This window comes from Luteimonas sp. MC1895 (assembly GCF_016457215.1).
Lineage (GTDB): Bacteria > Pseudomonadota > Gammaproteobacteria > Xanthomonadales > Xanthomonadaceae > Luteimonas.
Map to the genome: position 1 here is coordinate 226,356 of NZ_JAEMDY010000006.1, position 24,584 is coordinate 250,939.

The window sequence follows — 24,584 nt, forward strand, 5'->3', positions numbered from 1 at the left end:
GCGGTGCCCGGGCGACGCGGTGTACCGGCGGTGTGCTCTACGGCTGCCATCAGCGCGGCGCGGCTCCTTCTTCCCAGGCCAGTGGCACGTATGCCGAACCCGGCAAGGTGCCCCCACCCGCGCGGACCACCGCCCGCAGCACGGCCTGGCGGCCGTCGGCGAGCCGCGCGCGGCTGTCGATACTATACGTGCCGCTGCCGGCCCCAACGAGGTCCGGCCCGGGTCCGGTGGCGCCCTCGCGCTGCTGCAGCATCAGGGCGGGATCGGCGCCCAGCGCCTGCAGCACTTCGCCGCTGGCGAAGCGCTGGTCGGGCTGCGGGAGGCCGCTGAACACGGTGAGGTGGCGCACCGCCGCCTCGAACAGGGCGCGGTCCATGCCCAGCACCTGCTCGACCTCGGCCACGGTCTCGAACGGCGCGTCCTTCGCGCCATGGGGCAGGCCGGCCGCCTCGTACTGCGGATCCTCGGCCCCGCCCATCGGCTGGGTGAACTGGTCGCCGTCGCGCCAGTCGACGATCGCGCCGGCCACCGCATCGGCCTGCTCCTCGTCGGCCCCCAGCACGCGGAACAGCGAGCCGAGCAGGCCGGCGTCGGCGGCGTTGAGGTCGACCTTTCCGGACTCGTCGACGATGTGGACCTCCACCTCGGCCGCGCCCAAGGCCCAGCGGTAGGGCCGGCCGTCGGGCAGCCAGGCGCTGTCCGGCTGGTCGGTCTGCAGCCGCACCAGGGCGTACTCCAGCCCGGCGCGCGCGGCCGACTCGGCGACCACCGCGCCGTGCAGGCCGCGGCCCTGCATGTATTCGATGCGCGCGGTGGCCGCATAGGCGCCGACCAGCGCGGTCAGCAGCGCCACCAGCCACATCACGATCACGAGGGCCGCGCCCTGCTGGCGGGCCATCAGCGGCGGCCCCGCAGCTCGCGCAGGCGGTTGCGCTGCCGGCCGCCCGGGCCCGGCCGCGCGCCGGGTGCCAGGCCGGGCCGGACGCCAGGCGCCAGTCCGCGGCGCGTCCCCGGAGCCACCCGCGAGGCGCGGCCGCTGCCGAATTCCGGCGCACTGGCGGCCTGCGGCAGGGCCACCACCAGCGGCGGCCAGGCGCCGCCCTGGTCGCTCTCGATCTCGATCGAGACCTGGAGCGGGAGCTGCTCGTAGGAGTCCCAGGCATCGAGCCAGTCGGTCAGCCCCTCCTCGTCCAGTCCCCGGTAGCGGATGCGCAGGCCGGTGAGCCCCTGCACCAGCGGCTCGGGCGGCCGCGGCTGGTCCTCGTGGATGGTTTCCCCCGCCAGCACCATGTCGAAGGTGACCGCCAGCGCCGAGCCGCCGGCATCGTCATGGACGGCGATGTCGTGCAGGTGCGGACCGCCGCGGCCCAGGTAGCTGGGCAGGTCGGCGACGAAGCGGATGCGGTCGGGCTCGCCGATGAAGCGCAGCGCGCCGCCGGTGTCCTCGTCCGGGGCGAAGGCGATCGGCTGGGCGGCGGCGAGCCGTCGGCGCAGGAAGCCTTCGACCGCGCGCATGCGTTCGGTGCGCGCGGCCATGGCTTCGCCGCGCTCCACGGTCGCGGTGGCGGCGCGCAGCGTCCCGAAGCCCAGCGCCAGCCCCGCGGCCAGCAGCACGGTCGCCAGCAGGACCTCGATCAGGGTGAAGCCGGCGGCGGCGCGGGCGCGGCCCGTGGAGCGGGCGCGGCCCATGGCGTGGGCGCCGCTCACGGCGCGGGTACGGCTCACGGCGTGGCCCCCGGATCGGGCTGGACCAGGCGCAGCGACTCCACCACCAGGCGCTGCGCCGGCCCGCCATCGCCCCACGACAGCTCGAGGCGCAGGTGCAGCAGTTGCGCCCCGAACGGATCCTGCGGCGCGGCGGCCGGCAGCAGCGGGTCCACCCAGGGCGAGACCTCCAGCTGCCACCGGTAGCGGCCGTCCTCGAGGTCGCCCTCGTCGCGACCGGGCTCCAGCGCCGCGCCCACGCCGACGTCGGCCAGCAGCGACTGGGCGTGCAGCGAGGCACGACCGGCGTCCGCCGACCAGCGCACCTGGCGGGTCGAACCCGACAGCGTGCCGAGCAGGAAGGTGAGCGCCAGCGCCAGCACGCTGAAGGCCACCAGGACTTCGATCAGGGTGTAGCCGCGCTGGCGCGCCGGGAGCGGGATCGCGGCTGTAGCCGCTCCGACAGGAGCGGGCCCTGGTCCTGTAGGAGCGGCTACAGCCGCGATCGGTCTCGCCGCAGACACCACCGGCCACCAGCCCTTCATCGACCTGGCTCCGTGCGATGCATGGTCACCTCGCCGGTCAGCCAGGCCACGTCGATGTCGAACGCGGCCGCGCCGCGGCTGAGCTGCACCCGGCCGCCGGTGGAGGCGCCGTCGCCGAAAAACACGATCGCGCCGACGCCGTCGGCAGGCTGGACTTCGCGCGCGCCGGTGAAGTGGATGCCCAGCGCGTCCGGCACCTCGCCGCTCCGCCCGTCGGCGCCCTGCCAGGCATGGCCGACCGGATCGATCGCGAAGGTCTGCGGCACGCCGGTCGCCAGCGCGCGGGCGCGGGTGTAGCGCAGCTGGCTGGCGATGTCGCGCGCGCTGCCGCGCAGCTCCATGCGCGCGAAGCCGCCGCCAAGGATGCCCGCGGCCAGCACGCCGGTCGCGGCGATCAGCACCATCACCAGCAGCAGCTCCAGCAGCGAGAAGCCGCCGGAGCGGCGCCTTCCGCCGCGCCCGGCGTTCATGGCGGCGCGGCCTTATTCGTAGCGGATGTCCGCGTCGACGCTTTCGCCGCCGGGCTTGCGGTCGGCGCCGTAGCTGACGATGTCGTAGGGGCCGCTGTCGCCCGGCACGCGGTACTCGAAGGGCGTGTTCCAGGGATCGTTGAGGTCGGCGGCCTTCGCATAGGGCCCGAGCCAGCCGCCGGCGCCGCCGGGCGCGGTCACCAGCTCCGACAGCGCGCCCGGCAGGGTGCCGGTGTCCATCTCGAACTGGCTGACCTTCTCGGCCAGGGTCTGCACCTGCGCGCGCGCCAGGTTGACCTTGGCGCGGTCGCCGCCGCCGAGGATGCGCGAGGCCGCGAAGGCGACGATGCCGCCCATCAGCACGACCACGACGATGATCTCGATGAGGCTGAAGCCGCCCTGCGCGGACGGACGGGGGGAACGGTTGAGCGGACGCTTCTGCATGGATTCCTGCCTGAACATTGATTGGAGGCCGCGGGCCGGGCAAGCCCCTAGCCTATGACATTGGTGAGGTCGTAGATCGGCACCAGCACCGCCAGGATCACGACCATGACCACCACCGCCAGCAGCAGGGTGATCACCGGGACCAGCGCGGCGAGCATGCGGTCCAGCGCCTGCCCGGTCTCGGCTTCGAAGGTGTCGGCGGTCTTGAGCAGCATCGTGTCGAGCGCGCCGGACTCCTCGCCCACCTGCACCATCTGCAGCGCCAGACGCGGGAAGCGCTTGTTGCGCGCCAGCGCGGTCGAGAGCGCGACGCCGTTCTTGACCTCCTCGCCCGCGGCTTCGACATCGGCGGCCAGCGCACGGTTCCCGAGCACGTTGCGCCCGATCGCCAGCGCGGCGATCAGCGGCACGCCGTTCTTCAGCAGCGTGCCCAGGGTGCGGGCCAGGCGCGCGGTCTCGATGCGCGCGACCAGGCCGCCGGCGAGCTTGCGCCCCAGCAGCCATTCATCGAAGCGGGCGCGGAACGCCGGGTCGCGCAGCCGGCGGTCGAACCACAGCGCCGCCAGCGACGGCACCGCCAGCAGCACGATCCACCAGTCGCGCACCAGCTCGCCCAGCCCGAGCACGATCTTCGTGAAGAACGGCAGTTCCGCGTCCAGGCTCTCGTACATCACGCCGAACTGCGGCACGACGTAGCCGAGCAGGAACAGCAGCGCCAGGCCCACCATCACGATCAGGATCACCGGATAGATCAGCGCGTTCATGACCCGGCCGCGCAGCGCGCGCGAGCGCTCCAGGTAGTCGGCCAGGCGCTGCAGCGTGTCCTGCAGGGTGCCGCCGGCCTCGCCGGCGCGGACCATGTTGATGTACAGGCGCGAGAACGTGCCGTGCTGGCGCTCCAGCGCGGCCGACAGCGAGGTGCCGCCGCGCACCTGGTCGCGCACGTCGGCGATGGTGCGCCGCGCGGCCTCGTCCTCCGGCAGGTCGAGCAGGATGGTCAGCGCGCGGTCGAGCGGCTGGCCCGCCCCGAGCAGGGTCGCCAGCTGCTGGGTGAACTGCACCAGGCGCTCGCCGGAAAAGGGCTTGGGCTTGAACAGTGCCTTGAGGCTGCCGCCGCCACCGCCCTCGCTGGCCAGCTTCGCTTCCACTGGCAGATGGCCCTGCTCCTGCAGGCGCAGCACCACTTCGGCGTCGCTGGCCGCCTCCATCTGGCCGTCCAGGGTCTCGCCGCGGCTGTTGAGCGCCTTGTAGCGGTACAGCGCCATGCTCAGGCGTCCTCGGTGACGCGCAGCACTTCCTCGATCGTGGTCTGCCCGGCCAGCGCCTTGCGGATGCCGTCCTCGTACATCGTCTGCATGCCGGCGTCGCGCGCCAGTTGCTCGAGCTCGCCCATGCCGGCGTGGCGCATGACCGCGCGGCGCAGGGCGTCGTCCATCACCAGGAATTCGACGATGGTGGTGCGGCCGAGGTAGCCGGTGGGCGCGATGGCCGAACCGCGCGGGCGGTACAGGGCAATCTCGCCTTCGGGCTGGAAGCGGCGCAGGTCGAACTTGGCGATCTCTTCCGGGCTGGCGGGATAGCGCTCGGCGTGGGTCGGCTCGAGCCTGCGCACCAGGCGCTGGGCGAGGATGCCGTTGATGGTCGAGGTGAGCAGGTAGTCCTCGACGCCCATGTCGAGCATGCGGGTGATGCCGCCGGCGGCGTTGTTGGTGTGCAGCGTGCTGAGCACCAGGTGGCCGGTCAACGCGGACTGGATCGCGATGCGCGCGGTTTCCAGGTCGCGCATCTCGCCGATCATGATGATGTCGGGGTCCTGGCGCACGATGCTGCGCAGGGCGTTGGCGAAGTCCAGGCCGATCTGCGGCTTGGCCTGGATCTGGTTGATGCCCTCGATCTGGTACTCGACCGGGTCCTCGACGGTGATGATCTTGACCGTCGGCTGGTTGAGCTTGGAGAGCGCCGTGTACAGCGTCGTGGTCTTGCCCGAGCCGGTGGGGCCGGTGACCAGCAGGATGCCGTGCGGTTGCTGCAGCACGTGGTTGAAGCGCGGCAGGAACTCGTCGGTGAAGCCCAGACGGTGGAAGTCGAACACCACCGTTTCGCGGTCGAGCAGGCGCATGACCACGCTCTCGCCGTGCGCGGTGGGCACGGTCGACACGCGCAGGTCGAGCTCCTTGCCCTGCACGCGCAGCATGATGCGGCCGTCCTGCGGCAGGCGGCGCTCGGCGATGTTGAGCTTGGCCATGATCTTGATGCGGCTGATCACGGCGGCGGTGAGGTTGGTCGGCGGGCTCTCGCCTTCTTCCAGTACGCCATCGACGCGGTAGCGGACCTTGAGCCGGTTCTCGAACGGCTCGACGTGGATGTCGGACGCGCGGAGCTCGACCGCGCGCTGGATGACCAGGTTCACCAGCCGGATCACCGGCGCCTCGCTTGCCAGGTCGCGCAGGTGCTCGACGTCGTCCATGTCGCCGCCTTCGCCCTCGGCGGTCTCGACGATCGCGCCCATCGCGCTGCGGCCCTGGCCGTGCCAGCGCTCGATCAGGTCCGAGATCTCGGAGCGCAGGGCCACGCGCGTGCGCACCGGCTTGCCGGTCGCCAGGCGCACGGCATCGAGCGCATAGGACTCCTGGGGATCGGCCGCGAGCACGTCGACGACGTCATCGCCCTCGGCCACCGGGATCACGTGGAACTGGGTCATGAAGCGCACGCCCAGGGGCGTGCCCTCCGGCGGCAGTTCCGGCATGTCCTTGGCGCTGGCGAGCGGCAGGCCCAGGACGGCGGCACAGGTCTCGGCGTGGTCGCGTTCCGACACCAGGCCAAGGCGACCCAGTAGCCCGAGCAGGCTGCCCCCGGTCTCCTCCTGGAGTCGCCGCGCGCGGGCCAGGTCGGCCTCTTTCAGTCGGCCCTTTTCGAGCAGCGCGGCGACGATGCGCTCGTCGGCGCCGACGGCTCCGGTGGTCTGCTCCGCGGCGGCGTTCATTCGGTGCGGGGGCTCGCCAGGAAGGGGGCCAGCACTGTAGCAAACGCGCCCCGGCTTCCTGCCGGCGCGTCAGCCGACGGCCACGCGCGCGTTCCTGAACATGCGCAGCCACGGCGAGGCTTCGGGCCACGTGGCCGGCGCCCAGCTGAAGTTGGCCGTGGCCAGGGTGCGCTCGGGGTGCGGCATCAGCAGGGTGGCGCGGCCGTCATCGCTGGCCAGCCCGGCCACGGCGTCGTCGGAGCCGTTCGGATTGGCCGGGTAGCCCGTCGCGGGCCGCCCGTCGCCTTCGACGTAGCGCAGCGCCACGCGGGCGGCGGCGCGATCGGCATCGCTGGCGAACTGCGCGCGCCCTTCGCCGTGCGAGACCACCACCGGGATCCGCGAGCCGGCCATGCCGCGCAGGAACAGCGAAGGCGAGTCCAGCACTTCGAGCATCGACAGCCGCGCTTCGAACTGCTCGCTGCGGTTGCGCAGGAAGGTCGGCCAGTGCGCGGCGCCCGGCACGATGTCCTTCAGCTGCGACAGCATCTGGCAGCCGTTGCAGACGCCCAGGGCGAAGCTGTCGCCGCGGGCGAAGAAGCGTTCGAACATCTCGCGCAGGGCCTCGCGCTCCAGGATCGAGGTCGCCCAGCCGCGGCCCGCGCCGAGCACGTCGCCGTAGCTGAAGCCGCCGCAGGCCGCGAGGCCGGCAAAGTCGGCCAGCGTGGCGCGGCCTTCGACCAGGTCGCTCATGTGCACGTCGACGGCCTCGAAGCCGGCGAGCGTGAACGCCGCGGCCATCTCCACCTGGCCGTTGACGCCCTGCTCGCGCAGCACCGCCACGCGCGGGGCGGCGCCGGTGGAGACATAGGGCGCGGCGATGTCCTCGGCGGGATTGAAGCCGAGTTCCGGATGCAGGCCGGGCGCGTCGAAGCGCAGCGCGGCGGCGCGCTCGGCGTCGGCGCACTCGGGATTGTCGCGCTGGCGCTGCATGGCATGGCTGACCGACCACCAGGCGCCGAACAGGTCTTCCCAGACCCACTCGGCCATGACCTCGCCCCCGGCGAGCACGCGCACCGAGGACGCCGTGGTCGGGCGCGCGATGCGCTGAGCGCACTCCACCAGGCCGTGGCGCGCGACCAGGTCGGCGAACTCCACGCGGTCGTCGACCGCGATCTGCACCACCGCGCCCAGCTCCTCGTTGAACAGGGTCCGGAAGACGTTCTCGGTGCGGTCGTCGCCCCAGGCATCGAGGTCGATGTCGAGGCCCACGCGCGAGCAGAACGCCATCTCGCACAGGCTGGCGAAGACCCCGCCGTCGGAACGGTCGTGGTAGGCCAGCAGCAGGCCGGCCTCGCGCGCCTCGCAGACCAGTTCGAAGAAGGCCCGCAGCCGCTGCGGATCGTCGAGATCCGGGCAGGCGCCACCAAATGCGCCGTGCACCTGCGACAGGATCGAGCCGCCCATGCGCTGCTTGCCGGCGCCCAGGCCGATGAGCCACAGCTCGGTGCCGGCCTGGCGCGCCAGCAGCGGGGTCAGCTGCGCGCGCACGTCGGCCACCGGCGCGAAGGCGCTGACCACCAGCGAGACCGGCGACACCGACTTCTGCTGGCCGTCCGCGTCCTGCCACTGCGCCTGCATCGACAGCGAGTCCTTGCCCACCGGGATCGACAGCTCGATCTCCGGGCACAGCTGCATGCCGACCGCGTGCACGGCGTCGAAGAGGCGCGCGTCCTCGCCGGGATGCCCGGCGGCGGCCATCCAGTTGGCCGACAGCTTGGTGCGCGCCAGCGACTCGACCGGCGCGGCGCACAGGTTGGTGATCGCCTCGCCCACGGCCATGCGCGCGCTGGCGGCGGCGTCGATCAGCGCCAGCGGCGTGCGCTCGCCGATCGCCATCGCCTCGCCGGAATGGCCGTGGAAGCCGGCCAGGGTGATCGCGCAGTCGGCCACCGGCAGCTGCCAGGGGCCGATCATCTGGTCGCGCGCGGTCAGCCCGCCGACGCTGCGGTCGCCGATGATGACCAGGAACTGCTTGGCGGCGACCGTCGGATGCGCCAGCACGCGCAGGCCGGCCTCGTGCAGGGCCTCGCCGGCACCGCCGCCCGCGGCGAGCGCGACGACGTCGAGCTGCGGCCAGCGGTGGGGCGTGGCGCGCGCGGTGTCGCGGTGCATCTTCGGCGCCTTGCCGAAGATGAGGTCCATCGGCAGGTCGATCGGCAGCGTCTCGGCGGCCGCGTCGCGCGGCTGCAGCGCCAGGCCGAGCCCGGACGCCGACGGCGCCAGCACGCCGTAGCCGACCACCAGCCGCTCCTCGGCCGTCGCCACGCCCACCACCGCGAACGGACAGCGTTCGCGCCGGCACAGCGCGGCGAAGTCGTCGAGGCGGTCGGCGGCGATGCCGAGCACGTAGCGTTCCTGCGATTCGTTGCACCACAGCTGCATCGGCGACAGCGACGGATCGTCGCTGGGCACCCGGCCGAGGTCGACCACGCCGCCCACGCCGGAATCGTGCAGCAGCTCGGGGATCGCGTTGGACAGGCCGCCGGCGCCGACGTCGTGGCACCACTTGATCGGATTGCCGTCCTCGCCCCTGGCCGCGCAGCGGTCGAGGACCTCCTGGCAGCGGCGCTCCATTTCCGGGTTGTCGCGCTGCACGCTGGCGAAATCGAGGTCCTCGGCGCTTTCGCCCGAGGCCACCGAGCTCGCGGCGCCGCCGCCCAGGCCGATCAGCATCGCCGGGCCGCCGAGCACGATCACCGCGTCGCCCGGCGACAGCCGGCGCTTGGCCACCTGGTCGCGGTCGATCGCGCCCAGGCCGCCGGCGAGCATGATCGGCTTGTCGTAGGCGCGGACCAGGCCGTCGGCCTCCGGCAGCTCGAAGCTGCGGAAGTAGCCGGTGAGGTTGGGGCGGCCGAATTCGTTGTTGAACGCCGCCGCGCCCAACGGGCCGTCGGTCATGATTTCCAGCGCCGGGGCCATGCGCGGGTTCAGCGCGCGCGGCTGTTCCCAGGGCTGCGGCAGCGCCGGGATGCGCAGGTGCGAGACGCTGAAGCCGACCAGGCCCGCCTTGGGCTTGCCGCCGCGGCCGGTGGCGCCCTCGTCGCGGATCTCGCCGCCGGCGCCGGTCGAGGCCCCGGCGAACGGCGAGATCGCCGTCGGATGGTTGTGGGTCTCGACCTTGATGCAGAACGCGCTGTCGATCGCCGCTTCGGCGCGGTACATGGCGGTGTCCGGATCCGGGCGGAAGCGCCGCGCCGGATAGCCCTCGACCACCGCAGCGTTGTCGCTGTAGGCCGACAACGTGTGCGCGGGGGTCTGCGCGTGGGTGTGCCGGATCATCCGGAACAGCGACTGCGGCCCGCCCGACGGCGCACGCATGTCCTCGCCGTCGATGGTCCACGACGCATTGAAGATCTTGTGGCGGCAGTGCTCGGAGTTGGCCTGCGCGAACATCATCAGCTCGACGTCGTGGGGATCGCGGCCCAGCGCGGCGTAGCGCTCGCGCAGGTAGGCGATCTCGTCCTCGGCCAGCGCCAGGCCGAGGCGCCGGTTGGCGTCTTCCAGCGTCGCCAGCGGGACCACCTCGACCTCGCCCCGGGCCGGCGCGCCGAACAGCGCTTCCGCGCCCGCGTGCGAGACCAGCAGCGACTGGGTCATCGGATCGTGCAGCAGGCGCTCGACCGCCGCGGCGGCCGCGGCATCGGCCGGCCAGCCGGCGACGTCGACGCGGGTGCCGCGCTCCACGCGCTTCACCGGCACGCCGGCGCCGCGCAGCAGTTCGCCGGCCTTGCTGGCCCAGGGCGACAGCGTGCCCAGGCGCGGCGAGACGAAGCGGGTGGTGGTGCCGGGGGCCGCGGCCTCGACGCTGGCGGACGCCTGCAGGATGCGGTGCAGCACCGCCGGGTCGGGCGTGGCGCCGGCTTCGGCGGCGATCCAGTACACGTGCCAGGCGCCGGTGACGCGCAGCGAGGGATCGATGGCTTGCAGGCGGGCCTGGAGGCGTTCGCGCCGGAACGGCGACAGGGCGGGCAGGCCCTCGAGGACGATCATGTCCGGGTTCGACCGTGGAAACGGGCCCGCCATTGTAGCGAAGCCGGGCGACCGCGCGCGGCGCGGCGTCCGGCGGTCAGGGGTGGCCGGCCGCGGCGAGGCCGGGGGCGGTCAACGGCTGCCGGCGGCGCCGGCGGCCGGAGCGGCCGGCGCGGCGGGCGCGGCGGGCGCCGGGGCGGCTTCGGCCGGCGAGGCCTTGCCGGCCAGTTCGTCGAGCGCGGCGCGCAGGTCGGCCGGCGGCATGTAGCCCGGCATCTGCACGCCCGAGGCGGTGACGATCATCGGCGTGCCGGTCAGGCCGACGCGGCGGCCGATGTCGTAGTGGCGCGCCACCGGGTTGGTGCAGTCGCGCGAGGCGACCTTGCGCCCTTCCTTGGCGGCGGTCAGCGCGTCGCCACGGTCGGCCGCGCACCAGACCGCGACCATCTTGGCGAAGTCCTCGCTGGCCGGGCCCATGCGCGGGAAGGCCAGGTACTCGATCGCGATCCCCAGGCGGTTGTACTCGGCGATGTCCTGGTGGAGCTTCTGGCAATAGCCGCACTCGACGTCGGTGAACACGCTCACCGTGTACTCGGGGTTCTCGGGCGCGAACACGATGCGCTCGGAGGCCGGGATCGTGGCCAGCAGCCGGCGCCGCACTTCGGCCATGCCGGCCTGGCTGAGGTCGGTCTTCTCGACCACGTCGTAGAGCGCGCCCTGCAGCAGGTAGCGGCCGTCATCGCTGATGTAGACCACCTGCCCGCCGACCACCGCCTCGCGGAAGCCGGGCAGCGGCGCCGGACCCACGTGGTCGACCTCGATGCGCGGATTGATCGACTGCAGCGCCTGGATCGCGCGCGCGTCGACCGAACCCGCTTCGGCGCTGGCCAATCCCTGCGCAGGCGCGCGTTCGACGGCAGCGGCGCCCTCGCGCGCGGCGGTGTCGGGAGCCTGGGCGCAGGCGGTGAGGCTGACGGCGCAGAGCAGCAGGGGCAACAGGGACTTCATTCGCGGTCTCGATCCGGGCAGCGCCGCGCGGCGGCGCCAATACCCTGCATTCTCGCACGAGGCCCGGGCGCGGGCGCCGGCTGCCCGGCCCGCCGTTGCACGGGCTTTCAGGCCCGCGGGTGATGCCGGGCGTGCAGGCGCTTGAGCTGCTCGCGCGCGACCAGGGTGTAGATCTGGGTGGTCGACAGCGAGCTGTGGCCCAGCAGCATCTGCAGGGAGCGCAGGTCGGCGCCATGGTTGAGCAGGTGGGTGGCGAAGCTGTGGCGCAGGCCGTGCGGACTGACGCGCGCGGGGTCGACGCCGGCCGCCGCGGCATGGCGTTTCACCAGCGCCCAGAAGCCCTGGCGGCTGAGCCCTGCCGCGCGCGTGGTGAGGAACAGCGCCGCCGGCGTGGCGCGCCCGGCCAGCGCCGGCCGTGACCGCGCCAGGTAGCGCTCGAGCCAGTCCTGCGCCTGCTCGCCCAGCGGCACCAGGCGCTCCTTGCCGCCCTTGCCGGCCACGCGCAGCACGCCCTGGCGCAGGTTCACGCCGGTCGCGGGCAGGTCGACCAGCTCGCTCACGCGCAGCCCGCAGGCATACATCAGCTCGAGCATGGCGCGGTCGCGCAGCCCGTCCGCGGTGTCGGCGTCGGGCGCCTCGAGCAGGCGTCCGATGTCGCTTTCCGACAGCGCCTGGGGCAGCAGCCGCGGCAGGCGCGGCGGCTCGAGCAGCGCGGTGGGATCGTCGGCGCGCAGGCCCTGGCGCAGCCGCCAGCCATAGAAGGCCCGCAGCGCCGACAGCAGGCGGGCATTGCTGCGCGGCGACCAGCCCTCGCGGCTGCGCCAGGCGAGGTAGTCGAACAGGCCGGCCCGGTCAGCGTCGGCGATGTCGCCGCGGTCGCGCCAGCGCGCGAAGCCCTGCAGGTCGCGGCGATAGCCATCCAGGGTCTGGCGTGCGGCACCCGACTCGGCCCACCAGGCATCGATGAAGCCGTCGATGGCGCGCGCATCGGCGTCGCGCAGTGCCGGCAGGGCCAGCACGCGGGCGCGGCGCTCGGCGGGCGTGGTCGCGGTCATGGCCACGAGCTTAGCGGCGCACGGACGGCGGCGGCTATCCTGTGGCGATGGACGCGGACACCTCGCTCGACAGCCCCAAGCCAGCAGCCGGACACGGCGCGCGTGCCGGCGCACATCTCGGCAAGCGCGTGCTCGCGATGGTCTACGACCTGCTGCCGGTGCTGTCGATGTGGTTCCTGCTCGGCTTCCTGTTCGCCGTGGGCTACACCCTTGCCGGACACGCGCCGCGCGAGAACATCGAACCCTGGAGCCCGCTGCAGTGGCTGCTGTGGCTGTGCTGCTGGCTGGTGACCGGGGCCTATGCGACGGCCAGCTGGCGCCGCGGCGGCCAGACGCTGGGCATGCGTCCGTGGCGCCTGCGGGTGGTGGCTACCGGCGACGCCACGCTCTCGTGGCGCGGCGCCTGGCTGCGCTACGCGGTGGCCACGCTGTCGGTGGCGGCGGGCGGACTTGGCTTCTGGTGGGCGTGGTTCGACCGCGACCGCCTGACCTGGCACGACCGCGCGGCGGGCACGCACATGGTCCACGAACCGAAAACGACGAGGTGACTCCCATGCGCATCGACATCTGGTCCGACCTGGTCTGCCCCTGGTGCTGGATCGGCAAGCACCGCCTGCAGCGCGCGCTCGCACTGCTGGGCGACGACGCTCCGGCCGTCGAGGTGCACTGGCATCCCTTCCTGCTGGATCCGGACGCCGACGCCACGCCGGTCCCGCTGCGCGAGGCCTATGCCGCCAAGTTCGGCGGCGAGACGCGCGCCGCGGAGCTCCTGGCGCAGACCCAGGCCACCGCGCGCGCCGAAGGCCTGCCGATGGACTTCGACCGCGGCCAGGTGCGCGTGACCACCCTGCACGGCCACCGGCTCATGGCCTTGGCCGCGCGCGAGGGCGATGCCGAAGCGGTGGGCGAGGCGCTGTTTCGCGCGCACTTCGCCGAGGGCCGCAGCCTGGCCGATCCCGGGGTGCTGGTTGCGGCCGGCGCCGCGGGCGGCCTGGCGGAAGCGCGCGTGCGCGCGATGCTGGATTCCGACGAGGGCGTGGCCGAGGTGCAGGCCGCGCTGGCCCGCGCGCAGGCGATGGGGATCCGCGCGGTGCCGACCTTCGTCGTCGACGGCCAGCACGGCATCCAGGGCGCGCACCCGCCGGAGGCCCTGGCCGAGGCGCTGCGCAAACTTGCGCCGCCGCCGGCATCGGGCGACGGTGCGGCCTGCGGCCCCGACGGCTGCGAGGCCTGACCGGAGCACCGCGCTCAGGAACCGGCGGCACCCGGGACGGCGTCCGCCTCGCCCTCCGCCGCACCCGCCGGCGCACGCGGCGGCGCTGGCGCAAACCAGCCCACCAGCGTGCACAGCAGCCCATAGGCGATGAACGAGCCGATGCCGAGCAGGTCGCCCAGGTGCTGGCGGTCGACCAGCACGAGCTTGGCCAGCACCACCGCCATCAGCACCGCGCCGGCCAGCCACAGCACGCGCTGCCCCCGGCGTGAACCGCCGATCCAGCCGGCCACGCCAAGCACGCTCCAGACCACGGTCAGCGCGGTCTGCGCCAGGCTGGTCGACCAGAGGCCCTCGCCCCACGGCACGCCGCCCCAGTGGTGCACCGCGCGCAGGGTGATGCACGTGACCAGCAGGAATCCGGCCGAGGACAGCAGCGCCACCCGCCGCCGGGCGAACGCCGGCGCCTGCGACGACCACAGCCAGCGGGCGAACAGCCCCAGCGCCGCGAGCTGGACGAGATCCAGGGGATTGACCAGGGGCAGCCATGGCAGGGGCGCGCTGTCGCCGGCATCGCGCAGCGCGCGCAGCCAGCCGACGCCGACCAGGACCAGGCAGGTCGCCATGAACGCCGGGCGCATGGCGTCGAACTCCGGGCCCAGCGGCCATCGCAACCAGCGCCAGCGGAACTGCCCCAGGGCCAGCAACGCAAGCCACGGCAGCGCGGGCAATGCCAGGCGCCAGCCTCCGCCAAGCGCCATGTCGCGCGCGAGCTCCCATGCGGACAGCGAACCCACCAGCGCCCACAGCAGCCACCAGGCGAACTGGGTCCAGGCTGCCGGTTGTCCGCCGTCCGTCCGGAGGCAGGCGAGGCTGCGCACACCGCAAGCAGCGAACGCCAGCCAGGCCGCCGCGCCCCAGCCCGCGAACGGCTGGCCATGGGCATCCACCTGCATGATCGCCAACGGCGCCGCCAGTACGAAGGCACCGAGCACCGTCAGCACCAGCGCCGGAGCCGGGCGCCAGCGATGCGCTTCCGCTGCAAGCAGGGTGGTGAGCGCGACCGCGACCAGCAGCACGTCGGCGCGGAGGCCGCTGGCGACGTGAGCGTCGACTTCCTGCACGGCGTTGCCGAGCCACCAGGCCAGGCCCCAGAGGTAGAACGCCAGCGCAGCCGGTGTCCGCCCCGCCCCGCGATACCACCACGCGCTGGCGAAGCCCGCCAGCGCCAGCAGCAGCGCGCCGGTGAACCTTGCGTTGGCAAGCACGGGCGCATCGTGCAGACACCCCGCCACGCCGATGGAGAACGACAACGCCGCGGCCAGCTGCAGGCAGGTGCCGATCCAGCGCGGCAGCCCCCGTCCGGTGCGTAGCCCAAGCCACACCAGCGCCGCGCCCTCGACCGCGAACACCGCCGCGGTCGCACGCGCCGACAGCGCCAGCGGCACGGCCAGCGTCGCGAAGCCGCCTGCAAGCAGGACGTAGGCCTCGGCAAGCACCGCGTGCGGGCCCCGCCGCTGCCACCAGGCCAGCGCGGCATAGATCGCGGCCAGCGCCACGGCGCACAGTGCCAGCTGCGTGCGCTCCCCTTCGAGCAGCGCCGCCTGCAGGCTGAAGGCGATCAGCGGGGTGCCGAACAGCAGGCAGCCGTCGACCACGTCGCGCCGGCCCGGCGGCCTGCGTCGGGCGTAGAGGATCGGCAGCAGCAGGTAGAAGGCGAAGAACAGCAGCAGGAAGGGCTGCGTGGTGGCGAACTTGGACGGCTCATAGGCCAGCACGCCCCAGGCGACCCCGATGCCCCAGGTGAAGATCCAACCCAGCAGGTTGAGTTCGCGCCAGGGCCGCAGCCAGGCGATGGCGAAGATCGCCGCGTTGAGCAGCCCGTAGTACGAGAACAGCACCACGTGGTTGCCGCTGCCCGACGACAGCCAGATCGGCGCCATAAAGCCAGCGAGGATCCCGAGCACCGCCAGCGTGCGCGAACCCTGCAGCACGGCCAGCGCGCCCAGCGCCGCCACCAGGACCACGCTGATCGCGAACGCCGCGCCTGCCGGCAGCATGGCGTACAGCTTGAAGGCCGCGTACACCACCAGCAGCAGTACGCCGATCGCCCCGCCCTGCACCGCCAATGCGAAGCTGCGGTGGCTGCTGCGCTTGCGCCACGCAAAGGCCAGCGCCATCAGTGCCGCCGCGGCAATGGCCGCAAGGCGCAGGCCGATGGGCAAAGTCAGCCAGCCCTGGTTGCTGGCATATCGCAGCAGCGCGGCGACGCCGGCCAGCAGGACCAACACGCCCACCTTGACCGGCACGTTGCCCTCGGTGAACCAGCGGCGCACCGCGTTCGCCAGGCGGTCGAAAGGAGGCGGAGACGCGGGGGCACGTCGCGCTTCCGCCGCGATCGGTTCGACGCGGCGCGCGGGTGCGGGTGAAGGCGCGCGTGATGCCGAAACCGTTGCTGGTGTCTGCGTCGGCGTCGGCGTCGGTCTCGGCTCCGGCGTCGACCCGGACCTCGGCGACGGCGGTGACATCGCAGCCGCGTCCATCCACGCGGCCGGCAGCGGTGCGGTGCCCGGCTTCGCCTGCGCCTGCACCGACGGCGTCTGGACGCGCGCCAGCGCCGCCTCGAGTTCAGCCACCCGCCGCTTCAGGTCCCCCAGGCCCACCAGCGCCACCACCAGCAGCACCGGCACCGAGAGCACGGCCAGCCCCAACAGCATCAGCATCGATTCCATCCGTGCGATCCCTTCCCCTGCCGTCGCCACGGCCCAGAGGGCACCTTGGCGCACCCACCCACAAACAGGAAGCCCCGCGCGAGGCGGGGCTTCCGAGGTGCAACGTGGCTGCGGCCTTACTTCGCGGCCACCACGCGGGCGAGCTCCAGGCACTTGTTGGAGTAGCCCCACTCGTTGTCGTACCAGGCCACCAGCTTGACGAAGGTGTCGTCGAGCTGGATGCCGGCCTCGGCGTCGAAGATCGAGGTGCGCGCGTCGCCGCGGAAGTCGGTGGCGACCACCTTGTCCTCGGTGTAGCCGAGGATGCCCTTCAGCGCGCCTTCCGACTGCGCCTTCATCTCGGCGCAGATCTCGGCGTAGCTCGCGCCCTTCTCGAGCTCGACCGTCAGGTCGACCACCGAGACGTCGGAGGTCGGGATGCGGAACGACATGCCGGTCAGCTTGCCGTTGAGCTCCGGAATCACCTTGCCCACGGCCTTGGCCGCGCCGGTGGACGACGGGATGATGTTCTCGAGGATGCCGCGGCCGCCGCGCCAGTCCTTGTTGGACGGGCCGTCGACCACCTTCTGGCTGGCCGTGGCGGCGTGCACGGTGGTCATCAGGCCGCGCTTGATGCCCCACTTGTCGTTGAGCACCTTGGCGATCGGCGCCAGGCAGTTCGTGGTGCACGACGCGTTGGAGACGATCGCCTCGCCGGCATACTTTTCGTGGTTCACGCCGTAGACGAACATCGGCGTGTCGTCCTTCGACGGCGCCGACAGGATCACCTTCTTCGCGCCGGCATCCAGATGCTTCTGCGCGGTGGCCTTGTCGAGGAACAGGCCGGTGGACTCGATGACGACGTCGGCGCCGACCTCGTCCCACTTCAGGTTGGCCGGATCACGCTCCTGGGTCAGGCGGATGCGCGTGCCGTTCACCACCAGCGTTCCGTTGTCGATCGAGACGTCACCGTCGAAGCGGCCGTGCACCGAGTCGTACTTCAGCATGTAGGCCAGGTAGTCCGGCTCCAGCAGGTCGTTGATGGCGACGATCTCGATGTCGTTGCCGAAATTCTCCACCGCCGAACGCAGGACGTTGCGCCCGATGCGGCCGAAACCGTTGATGCCTACCTTAATCGCCATGGCTTTGCAGACTCCGTATCGCCGCGCGCCGCGGCAAGGGTGGGTGGAACACGCAGAACGCCCATTTTAGCAGGCCCCGGCGCGCGGGGCCCGGACTTGATCGTCGTCAATGCGGCTGGGTATGGCTCGACGCACCATGGCGCCATCCCCACCGCTAGAAGGCGTCCCACATGCTCCGCAAGACCCTCCCCCTGCTCGCCCTGGCCATCGCCGGCGTCCTCGCCGCGCCCGCCGCCCTCGCCCAGTCCGCAGGCGACTGGACGGTCGCGATCGGCGCCCACCAGGTCAACCCGGACTCCGACAACGGCGCCCTGGCCGGCGGCACCCTGCCCCTCGACATCGGCTCCAGCACCCGCCCGACGATCGCGTTCGAGTACTTCGTGCGCGACAACCTCGGCCTGGAAGTGCTGGCCGCGCTGCCGTTCCAGCACGACATCGCCATCGAGGGCCTGGGCCGCGTCGGCAGCACGAAGCACCTGCCGCCGACGGTGAGCCTGCAGTACCACTTCAACAGCCAGGGCAAGGTCTCGCCGCTGCTGGGCGTGGGCCTGAACTACACCACCTTCTTCAGCGAAGAAACCCGCGGCCCGCTGCAGGGCTCGAAGCTCGAGCTCGATGACTCGTTCGGCCTCGCGCTGCACGCCGGCGTCGACTTCAAGGTCGGCCAGAAGGGCGCGATCCGCGTCGACGTTCGCTGGATGGACATCGACAGCGACGTCAAGCTCGACGGCGCGAAGCTCGGCAGCGCCAAGATCGACCCGCTGGTCTACGGCGCGGCCTACGTCCTGCGCTTCTGAACCGCGCGGGCGACCCCGGGCGCATGCGGCTAGAATCGCTGCATGCGCCCGAACCGTGACCGCCCGATGACCCGTTTCCTCCCCGTCCTCGCCCTCGCCTGCGCGTTCGTCGCCGGCGACGCCTCCGCGTGGAGCGCGGAAGGCCACCGCATCGTCGCGCACATCGCCGATGCCGGCCTCAGCCCGGCCGCGCGCGCCGAGGTCGAGCGCCTGCTCGCCGGCGAAGCCGATCCGACCCTGGCCGGCGTGGCCACCTGGGCCGACGAGCTGCGCGACACCGATCCCGACGGCCTGGGCAAGCGTTCGGCCAAGTGGCACTACATCAATTTCGACGGCCGCTGCGGCTTCGAGCCGCCGCGCGACTGCAAGGGCAACAACTGCATCGTCACCCAGACCAACCTGCTCTACCGGATCCTTGCCGACCCCACGCGCGACCCGGCCGACCGGGCCATGGCGCTGAAGTTCGTGGTGCACTTCGTCGGCGACCTGCACCAGCCCATGCATGCCAGCCCGCGCGACGACAAGGGCGGCAACGACTACCAGGTGAACCTGGGCGGAGAAGGCACCAACCTGCACCGCATCTGGGACGGCACGATCATCAAGCGCCGCGACCTCGCCGCCGAGGAATACGCCGACGTGCTGCTCGAGACCCCGCTCCCGCACGATCCGACGCTCTCCTCCGATCGCCCGGTGCTCGACTGGGCGCTGGAGTCCTGCCAGCTGGTCGAGGACGGCAAGGTCTATCCGGCCGAGGGCGTGCACGTGATCGACGAGGCCTTCCTCGAGGCTCGCCTGCCGGTGGCCGAGCAGCGCCTGCGCGAAGCCGGCGTACGCCTGGCCCAGCTGCTGAACCACGCGCTGGCGCCGCCGATGCAGGCCCGCTAGTCGCAGGGCCCGGTTGCGGGCGCAGCGCAGGCCCATCGATGCCCCCCATCCGCCGCCTGGTCCTCGCCGCACTCGCCGCGCTCACGCTCCTGCTGGGCGTCGCCGCCGGCCCGGCACGCGCCGACGACGCACCGTTGACGGTGTTTGCCGCGGCCAGCCTCAAGGAATCGATGGACGAGGCCGCCGACGCCTATCGCCGCGCGACCGGGCAGCGGGTTCGCGTCTCCTACGCGGCCAGCTCCGCGCTGGCGCGGCAGATCGCCCAGGGCGCCCCGGCCGACGTCTTCATCCCCGCCGACAGCGACTGGATGGACGAGCTGCAGGCCCGTGGCCTGGTGGACGCGGAGACCCGCACCGCGCTGCTCGGCAACAGCCTGGTGCTGATCGCCCCGGCCACTTCGGCGACGGCGCCGCTGGCGCTGCGCACAGGCGTCGACCTGCGGCCGCTCCTGGGCCAGCGTGGCCGCATCGCCATGGGCATGGTCGACAGCGTGCCCGCGGGCCGCTACGCGAAGGCAGGCTTCCTCTCGCTCGGCATGTGGGACGCGCTGGCGCCGCGCGTGGCCGGCGTCGAGAACGTACGCGCGGCGCTGATGCTGGTGGCCCGCGGCGAAGCACCGCTGGGCGTGGTCTACGACAGCGACGCGCGCGCCGAGCCGCGGGTGCGCGTGCTGGCCACCTTCCCGGCAGGCTCGCATCCCGGGATCGTCTATCCAGCGGCGCGCGTGAGCGCAAGCCGCCATGCGCGGGCCGCGGCCTTCATCGACTGGCTGCGGACGCCCCCGGCGCAGGCGATCTTCGCCCGCCGCGGCTTCAGGCTGCTCTGAGCAGGCGGCCGGGAGCATGCCCGCCTTCAGCCCGGCCGAAGTCACGGCCATCGCGCTCAGCCTGAAAGTGGCCTGCGTGGCCGCGTTGGCCAGCCTGCCCCCCGGGATCGCCGTGGCCTGGCTGCTCGCGCGCCGGCGCTTCCCCGGCAAGGCGCTGCTCGACGCGCTGGTCCATTTGCCGCTGGTGCTGCCACCGGTGGTGGTCGGCTATGCCCTGCTGGTGCTCTTCGGGCGCCAGGGCGCCGTGGGTGCCTTCCTGGCCGAGCACCTGGGCATCCGCTTCGCTTTCCACTGGATCGGCGCGGCGCTGGCGAGCGCGATCATGGGCTTCCCGCTGATGGTGCGCGCGATCCGGCTGTCGATCGAGGCCGTCGACCGGCGCCTGGAGCAGGCGGCCGCGACCCTGGGCGCCAGTCCGTGGCGCGTCTTCGCCACGGTCACCCTGCCGCTGGCCTGGCCGGGCATCGTCGCCGGCGGCGTGCTCGCCTTCGCCAAGGCGCTGGGCGAGTTCGGCGCCACCATCACCTTCGTCTCCAACATCCCGGGCGAGACCCAGACGCTGTCCTCGGCGATCTACGAGCTGATGCAGGTGCCCGGCGGCGAGATCGGCATCTGGCGGCTGGCGGCGGTGGCCGTGGCGATCTCGCTGCTCGCGCTGCTGGCGTCGGAGTGGCTGGTGCGACGCCAGCAGGGCCGGCGCGATGACGGGGAGGACGCGTGAGCCGCACGCCGCCGGGGGGACTCGCACGATGCTGAGCCTCGACGTGCAGCTGCGTCGCGGGCGGTTCGAGCGTCGCGTGACGATCGAGGACCCCGCGCGGGTGATCGCCCTGGTCGGCCCGTCCGGTGCCGGCAAGACCACGGTGCTCAGTGCCATCGCCGGGCTGGTCAAGCCGCGCGCGGGACGCATCGAGGTCGACGGGCGTGTTCTGTTCGACAGCGCGCGCGGCATCGACTTGCCGGCGCACCGGCGCCGAGTCGGCTACGTGTTCCAGGACGCGCGGCTGTTCCCCCACCTGGACGTGCGCGGCAACCTGCTCTACGGCCGCCACGCCGGCAGCGCGGAGGGGCCGCGCTTCGAACTCGATGCGGTGGTCGCCCTGCTCGGCATCGGCGGGCTGCTGGGCCGACGCACCGCCAACCTGTCCGGCGGCGAAGCGCAGCGGGTGGCCATCGGCCGCGCGCTGCTCTCCCAGCCGGCCATCCTGCTGTTCGACGAGCCCCTGTCGGCCCTGGACCACGCGCGGCGCGAGGAGCTGATTCCCTGGCTGCAGCGCGTGCGCGACGAGGTCAGGCTGCCGATGCTCTACGTCAGCCACCACCCGGACGAGGTGCGCCGGCTGGCGGAAGCGGTCCACCGGCTGGAGTGAGCCGGCGTCAGCACCCAGGCCCTGGCCGCCCGTGTCAAGTGCCGCCGCGGGCCCCGCAAGCGCGCCGCAGGTCGCCGGAGTCAGGCTTCGCCGAGCGGTTCCAGGCCCCCGATCGTCCCACCGGCGACGGCGGCGGCGATCACCGCGTCGGCGCCCTCCGTGTCGATGCCGTTCGCCCGGTACCACGCCGGGTCGTAGTAGCTGTGGGCGTAGCGCTCGCCCGCATCGCAGAGGATGGTCACGATCGAACCGTCCTGGCCGGCGTCGCGCATGCGGCGCGCGGCGTGCAGCACGCCGACGAAGTTGGTGCCGGTCGAGCCGCCGACGCGACGGCCCAGCGTTGCGCTGACGTGGCGCATCGCCGCCAGGGCCAGCGCGTCGGGCACCTTCAGCATGCCGTCGACGCAGCTGGGGATGAAGCTCGGCTCTACCCGCGGGCGGCCGATGCCTTCGACCCGCGAGCCACGCGGATGGGTGAAGCCGCGCCACGGCTCGCCAGCGAGCGCGGCGCGGTAGGCGTCATGGAACACCGATTCCTGCGGATCCACGCACAGCACCCGCGTGGCATGGCGGCGGTAGCGCGCATAACGCCCCAGCGTCGCCGCGGTGCCGCCGGTGCCCGGGCTGCACACGATCCACGCCGGGATCGGATGCGGCTCCTCGCTCATCTGCCGGAAGATCGACTCGGCGATGTTGTTGTTGGCGCGCCAGTCGGTCGCGCGCTCGGCATAGGTGAACTGGTCCATGAAGTGGCCGCCGCTCTCGCGCGCCACGCGCTGCGACTCGGCATCGAGCGCGCAGGCGGTGTCGACCAGGTGGCAGCGGCCGCCGTGGAACTCGATCGCGGCGATCTTTTCCGGCGAGGTCGAGGCCGGGATCACCGCGATGAAGGGCAGGCCGAGCAGGCGGGCGAAATAGGCCTCGGACACCGCGGTGGAACCGCTCGAGGCCTCGATCACCGGACGGCCCTCGCGCAGCCAGCCGTTGGCCAGCGCGTACAGGAACAGCGAGCGCGCCAGCCGGTGCTTGAGGCTGCCGGTCGGGTGGCTGGACTCGTCCTTGAGGTAGACGTCGATGCCCGGATAGCCGGGCAGCGGCATCGGGATCAGGTGGGTGTCGGCCGAGCGGTTGAAGTCGGCCTCGATGGTGTGGATGGCGCGGGCCACCCACTCGCGCTGCGCCATGTCCGCCGCCTCCCCGCGCGCGGCCTAGAGCGCGCGCGCGGCGTCGACCACCGCCTCGACCGTGAAGCCGAAGTGCGGGAACAGCACCTCCGCCGGGGCACTGGCGCCAAAGCGGTCGATGCCGATCACCGCGCCGTCCAGGCCCACGTACTTGCGCCAGAAGTCGGAAACGCCGGCCTCGATCGCCACGCGCTTCCTGCAGGCGTTCGGCAATACCGATTCGCGATAGCTGGCGTCCTGGCGGTCGAAGACATCGGTCGAGGGCATCGACACCACGCGCACGGCGTCACCCAGCTGCGCGGCCGCGTACATGGCCAGGCCGACCTCGGAGCCGGTGGCGATCAGGATCACCTCCGGTGCGCCCACGGAATCCTTCAGCACGTAACCGCCGCGCGCGATCGCTGCGACCTGCGCTTCGTCGCGCGCCTGGGGTGCAAGGTTCTGGCGCGAGAACACCAGGCAGGCGGGCCCGTCCTGGCGCTCGATCGCGGCCTTCCAGCAAACGGCGGATTCGACCGCGTCGCAGGGGCGCCAGACGTCATTTCCGGGGATCGCACGCAGGCTGGCCAGGTGCTCGACGGGCTGGTGCGTCGGGCCGTCCTCGCCCAGGCCGATGGAATCGTGGGTGTAGACGTGGATGACGTGCGCACCCATCAGCGCGCCCATGCGCACTGCGTTGCGCGCGTAATCGCTGAACACCAGGAAGGTGGCGTCATAGGGGATGAAACCGCCATGCAGCGCCAGGCCGTTGGAGATCGCGGTCATCGCGAACTCGCGCACGCCGTAATAGACGTAGTTGGCGTCGGGATCGTCGCCGGCCACCGACTTGCTGCCGCTCCACAGGGTGAGGTTGGAACCGGCCAGGTCGGCCGAGCCGCCGACGAGCTCGGGCAGGTGCGGCGCAAAGGCCTCGATCGCCATCTGCGAGGCCTTGCGCGAGGCGACCTTGGGGCTCTCGGCCTGCAGCTTCGCGATGTACGCGTCGGCCGCGGCGGAAAATCCTTCCGGCAATTCCCCGTGCGAGCGGCGCGACAGCTCACCGGCCAGCTCCGGGTGCCGCTGCGCGTAGGCGTCGAACATCCGGTTCCACTGCTCCTCGCGCACGGTGCCGGCGTTGTTCGCACGCCAGCCGTCGTAGATCGTTTCGGGGATTTCGAACTCGCCGTGCTCCCAGCCCAGCGCCTTGCGCGTGGCCACGATCTCGTCCTTGCCCAGCGGCGCCCCGTGCGAGGACTCGCTGCCCGCCTTGGCCGGCGAGCCGTAGCCGATGGTCGTGCGGCAGCAGAGCAGCACCGGCCGGTCGTCGTGCTGCATCGCCTGGTCGATCGCGGCCTTGATGGCGGCGGCGTCATGCCCGTCGATGTCGCGGATCACGCGCCAGCCGTAGGCCTCGAAGCGCGCCGGGGTGTCGTCGGTGAACCAGCCCGCGGTGTCGCCGTCGATCGAGATGCGGTTGTCGTCCCAGAACGCGACCAGCTTGCCCAGGCCCCAGGTGCCGGCCAGCGAGGCGGCTTCGTGGCTGATGCCCTCCATCAGGCAGCCGTCGCCCAGGAAGACCCAGGTGCGATGGTCGACGACCGCGTACTCGGGACGGTTGAAGCGCTGCGCCAGCAGCTTCTCGGCCAGCGCGAAACCCACCGCGTTCGCGAAGCCCTGGCCCAGCGGCCCGGTGGTGGTCTCGACGCCGCCGGTGACGAAGTTCTCCGGGTGCCCCGGCGTGCGGTGGCCGAGCTGGCGGAAGTTCTTCAGCTCCTCGATCGCCAGGTCGTAGCCCGCCAGGTGCAGCAGCGCGTACTGCAGCATCGAGCCGTGGCCGTTTGACAGCACGAAGCGGTCGCGGTTGAACCACTTCGGGTTGCCCGGGTTGTGGTTCAGGTAGTCATTCCACAGCACCTCGGCGATGTCGGCCATGCCCATGGGCATGCCGGGGTGGCCGGAGTTGGCCGCCTGGACGGCGTCCATGGCGAGGATGCGGATGGCATTGGCGAGGTCGCGGCGGCTGGGGCTGGTCATGGGTCTCGGCGGGCGGGGACGGCGGCGGAACGCGCATTGTCCCATCCCCTGCCCTGCGAGTCTTCCGCAGCCGAGCTCCGACCTCGCTGGTTTGGATGGGTCAAGGCCGCCCGCCACGGACGCAAGGGGGGATGCCCAGCCGGAATTTGCGCTGTCCTGCTCCCAGTTCCGGCCGCCGGCCATCCATGTCCGGCTCTGGGCATCCCCCCTTGCGTCCGCGGC

General features: G+C 72.5%; 20 protein-coding genes and 1 pseudogene. 7 read left to right on the plus strand and 14 right to left on the minus strand.

The genetic code is table 11. The annotated features are described in order from the left end of the window. Positions 1-49 precede the first annotated feature (49 nt). From JG616_RS13230 to xerD, 10 genes and pseudogenes are all read right to left on the minus strand, one after another. Complete coding sequence (locus JG616_RS13230) at positions 50-898, minus strand: type II secretion system protein GspK (RefSeq protein WP_199392872.1); 849 nt, start codon at positions 896-898, stop codon at positions 50-52. Between the two features lie 131 nt (positions 899-1,029). Continuing rightward, a pseudogene (locus JG616_RS13235) lies at positions 1,030-1,689 on the minus strand (prepilin-type N-terminal cleavage/methylation domain-containing protein); the annotation flags it as partial. 32 nt (positions 1,690-1,721) lie between these two features. Further along, complete coding sequence (locus JG616_RS13240) at positions 1,722-2,147, minus strand: prepilin-type N-terminal cleavage/methylation domain-containing protein (protein ID WP_234446651.1); 426 nt, start codon at positions 2,145-2,147, stop codon at positions 1,722-1,724. 98 nt (positions 2,148-2,245) lie between these two features. After that, complete coding sequence (locus tag JG616_RS13245) at positions 2,246-2,719, minus strand: GspH/FimT family protein (protein WP_199360032.1); 474 nt, start codon at positions 2,717-2,719, stop codon at positions 2,246-2,248. A gap of 12 nt (positions 2,720-2,731) precedes the next feature. Then, on the minus strand, positions 2,732-3,163 hold the full coding sequence (gspG, locus tag JG616_RS13250) for a type II secretion system major pseudopilin GspG (protein WP_199360031.1): 432 nt from the start codon (positions 3,161-3,163) through the stop codon (positions 2,732-2,734). A gap of 47 nt (positions 3,164-3,210) precedes the next feature. Continuing rightward, positions 3,211-4,428: a type II secretion system F family protein gene (locus JG616_RS13255; protein WP_199360030.1), complete on the minus strand. Its 1,218-nt coding sequence runs from the start codon at positions 4,426-4,428 to the stop codon at positions 3,211-3,213. Between the two features lie 2 nt (positions 4,429-4,430). After that, complete coding sequence (gspE, locus tag JG616_RS13260) at positions 4,431-6,146, minus strand: type II secretion system ATPase GspE (protein ID WP_199360029.1); 1,716 nt, start codon at positions 6,144-6,146, stop codon at positions 4,431-4,433. 69 nt (positions 6,147-6,215) lie between these two features. Then, the gene (purL, locus tag JG616_RS13265) at positions 6,216-10,178 is read right to left on the minus strand and encodes a phosphoribosylformylglycinamidine synthase (RefSeq protein WP_199392873.1); all 3,963 of its coding nucleotides are present in this window, start codon (positions 10,176-10,178) and stop codon (positions 6,216-6,218) included. A 111-nt stretch (positions 10,179-10,289) separates the two neighbouring features. Beyond that, positions 10,290-11,165 carry a DsbC family protein gene (locus JG616_RS13270; protein WP_199392874.1) on the minus strand — a complete coding sequence of 292 codons (876 nt, stop codon included), beginning with the start codon at positions 11,163-11,165 and terminating at the stop codon, positions 10,290-10,292. A gap of 107 nt (positions 11,166-11,272) precedes the next feature. Beyond that, positions 11,273-12,226 (minus strand): site-specific tyrosine recombinase XerD, encoded by a 954-nt coding sequence (xerD, locus tag JG616_RS13275; RefSeq protein ID WP_199392875.1) that lies wholly within the window; start codon positions 12,224-12,226, stop codon positions 11,273-11,275. Positions 12,227-12,267: 41 nt separating this feature from the next. Between xerD and JG616_RS13280 the strand changes: the two genes are divergently transcribed. Further along, positions 12,268-12,768, plus strand: a complete 501-nt coding sequence (locus JG616_RS13280; RefSeq protein WP_199392876.1) for an RDD family protein — start codon at positions 12,268-12,270, stop codon at positions 12,766-12,768. A 5-nt stretch (positions 12,769-12,773) separates the two neighbouring features. Beyond that, positions 12,774-13,454, plus strand: coding sequence for a DsbA family oxidoreductase (locus JG616_RS13285; RefSeq protein ID WP_199392877.1), 681 nt, complete (start codon positions 12,774-12,776; stop codon positions 13,452-13,454). Positions 13,455-13,468: 14 nt separating this feature from the next. On the opposite strand, the gene JG616_RS13290 is transcribed toward JG616_RS13285, so the two are convergent. Then, complete coding sequence (locus JG616_RS13290; protein WP_199392878.1) at positions 13,469-16,165, minus strand: DUF2339 domain-containing protein; 2,697 nt, start codon at positions 16,163-16,165, stop codon at positions 13,469-13,471. 116 nt (positions 16,166-16,281) lie between these two features. Then, positions 16,282-17,286, minus strand: coding sequence for a type I glyceraldehyde-3-phosphate dehydrogenase (gene gap, locus JG616_RS13295; protein ID WP_199360022.1), 1,005 nt, complete (start codon positions 17,284-17,286; stop codon positions 16,282-16,284). Positions 17,287-17,456: 170 nt separating this feature from the next. Between gap and JG616_RS13300 the strand changes: the two genes are divergently transcribed. Genes JG616_RS13300 through JG616_RS13320 form a run of 5 tightly spaced genes read left to right on the plus strand, consistent with a single transcriptional unit; the run spans position 17,457 to position 21,165 of the window. After that, positions 17,457-18,083 carry an OmpW family outer membrane protein gene (locus JG616_RS13300; protein ID WP_199392879.1) on the plus strand — a complete coding sequence of 209 codons (627 nt, stop codon included), beginning with the start codon at positions 17,457-17,459 and terminating at the stop codon, positions 18,081-18,083. A gap of 42 nt (positions 18,084-18,125) precedes the next feature. Continuing rightward, positions 18,126-18,968 (plus strand): S1/P1 nuclease, encoded by an 843-nt coding sequence (locus JG616_RS13305; RefSeq protein WP_199392880.1) that lies wholly within the window; start codon positions 18,126-18,128, stop codon positions 18,966-18,968. Between the two features lie 38 nt (positions 18,969-19,006). Continuing rightward, entirely contained in the window at positions 19,007-19,795 is a 789-nt protein-coding gene (gene modA, locus JG616_RS13310) for a molybdate ABC transporter substrate-binding protein (protein ID WP_199360019.1), read from the plus strand. Positions 19,796-19,811: 16 nt separating this feature from the next. Beyond that, complete coding sequence (gene modB, locus JG616_RS13315; protein WP_199360018.1) at positions 19,812-20,516, plus strand: molybdate ABC transporter permease subunit; 705 nt, start codon at positions 19,812-19,814, stop codon at positions 20,514-20,516. 28 nt (positions 20,517-20,544) lie between these two features. Next, complete coding sequence (locus tag JG616_RS13320) at positions 20,545-21,165, plus strand: ATP-binding cassette domain-containing protein (RefSeq protein ID WP_199360017.1); 621 nt, start codon at positions 20,545-20,547, stop codon at positions 21,163-21,165. 80 nt (positions 21,166-21,245) lie between these two features. On the opposite strand, the gene JG616_RS13325 is transcribed toward JG616_RS13320, so the two are convergent. Continuing rightward, positions 21,246-22,349 (minus strand): PLP-dependent cysteine synthase family protein, encoded by a 1,104-nt coding sequence (locus JG616_RS13325; RefSeq protein WP_199392881.1) that lies wholly within the window; start codon positions 22,347-22,349, stop codon positions 21,246-21,248. Positions 22,350-22,373: 24 nt separating this feature from the next. Beyond that, entirely contained in the window at positions 22,374-24,362 is a 1,989-nt protein-coding gene (gene tkt, locus JG616_RS13330; RefSeq protein WP_199392882.1) for a transketolase, read from the minus strand. Positions 24,363-24,584: the final 222 nt, after the last annotated feature.

Coding starts and splice junctions, on each gene's coding strand:
- JG616_RS13320 (WP_199360017.1), top strand. CDS start 20,545: ATGCTGAGCCTCGACGTGCAGCTGCGTCGCGGGCGGTTCGAGCGTCGC.
- gap (WP_199360022.1), bottom strand. CDS start 17,286: ATGGCGATTAAGGTAGGCATCAACGGTTTCGGCCGCATCGGGCGCAAC.
- gspE (WP_199360029.1), bottom strand. CDS start 6,146: ATGAACGCCGCCGCGGAGCAGACCACCGGAGCCGTCGGCGCCGACGAG.
- gspG (WP_199360031.1), bottom strand. CDS start 3,163: ATGCAGAAGCGTCCGCTCAACCGTTCCCCCCGTCCGTCCGCGCAGGGC.
- JG616_RS13270 (WP_199392874.1), bottom strand. CDS start 11,165: ATGAAGTCCCTGTTGCCCCTGCTGCTCTGCGCCGTCAGCCTCACCGCC.
- JG616_RS13305 (WP_199392880.1), top strand. CDS start 18,126: ATGCGCCCGAACCGTGACCGCCCGATGACCCGTTTCCTCCCCGTCCTC.
- JG616_RS13290 (WP_199392878.1), bottom strand. CDS start 16,165: ATGGAATCGATGCTGATGCTGTTGGGGCTGGCCGTGCTCTCGGTGCCG.
- JG616_RS13230 (WP_199392872.1), bottom strand. CDS start 898: ATGGCCCGCCAGCAGGGCGCGGCCCTCGTGATCGTGATGTGGCTGGTG.
- JG616_RS13325 (WP_199392881.1), bottom strand. CDS start 22,349: ATGGCGCAGCGCGAGTGGGTGGCCCGCGCCATCCACACCATCGAGGCC.
- JG616_RS13285 (WP_199392877.1), top strand. CDS start 12,774: ATGCGCATCGACATCTGGTCCGACCTGGTCTGCCCCTGGTGCTGGATC.
- JG616_RS13255 (WP_199360030.1), bottom strand. CDS start 4,428: ATGGCGCTGTACCGCTACAAGGCGCTCAACAGCCGCGGCGAGACCCTG.
- purL (WP_199392873.1), bottom strand. CDS start 10,178: ATGATCGTCCTCGAGGGCCTGCCCGCCCTGTCGCCGTTCCGGCGCGAA.
- JG616_RS13300 (WP_199392879.1), top strand. CDS start 17,457: ATGCTCCGCAAGACCCTCCCCCTGCTCGCCCTGGCCATCGCCGGCGTC.
- JG616_RS13280 (WP_199392876.1), top strand. CDS start 12,268: ATGGACGCGGACACCTCGCTCGACAGCCCCAAGCCAGCAGCCGGACAC.
- JG616_RS13245 (WP_199360032.1), bottom strand. CDS start 2,719: ATGAACGCCGGGCGCGGCGGAAGGCGCCGCTCCGGCGGCTTCTCGCTG.
- modB (WP_199360018.1), top strand. CDS start 19,812: ATGCCCGCCTTCAGCCCGGCCGAAGTCACGGCCATCGCGCTCAGCCTG.
- modA (WP_199360019.1), top strand. CDS start 19,007: ATGCCCCCCATCCGCCGCCTGGTCCTCGCCGCACTCGCCGCGCTCACG.
- tkt (WP_199392882.1), bottom strand. CDS start 24,362: ATGACCAGCCCCAGCCGCCGCGACCTCGCCAATGCCATCCGCATCCTC.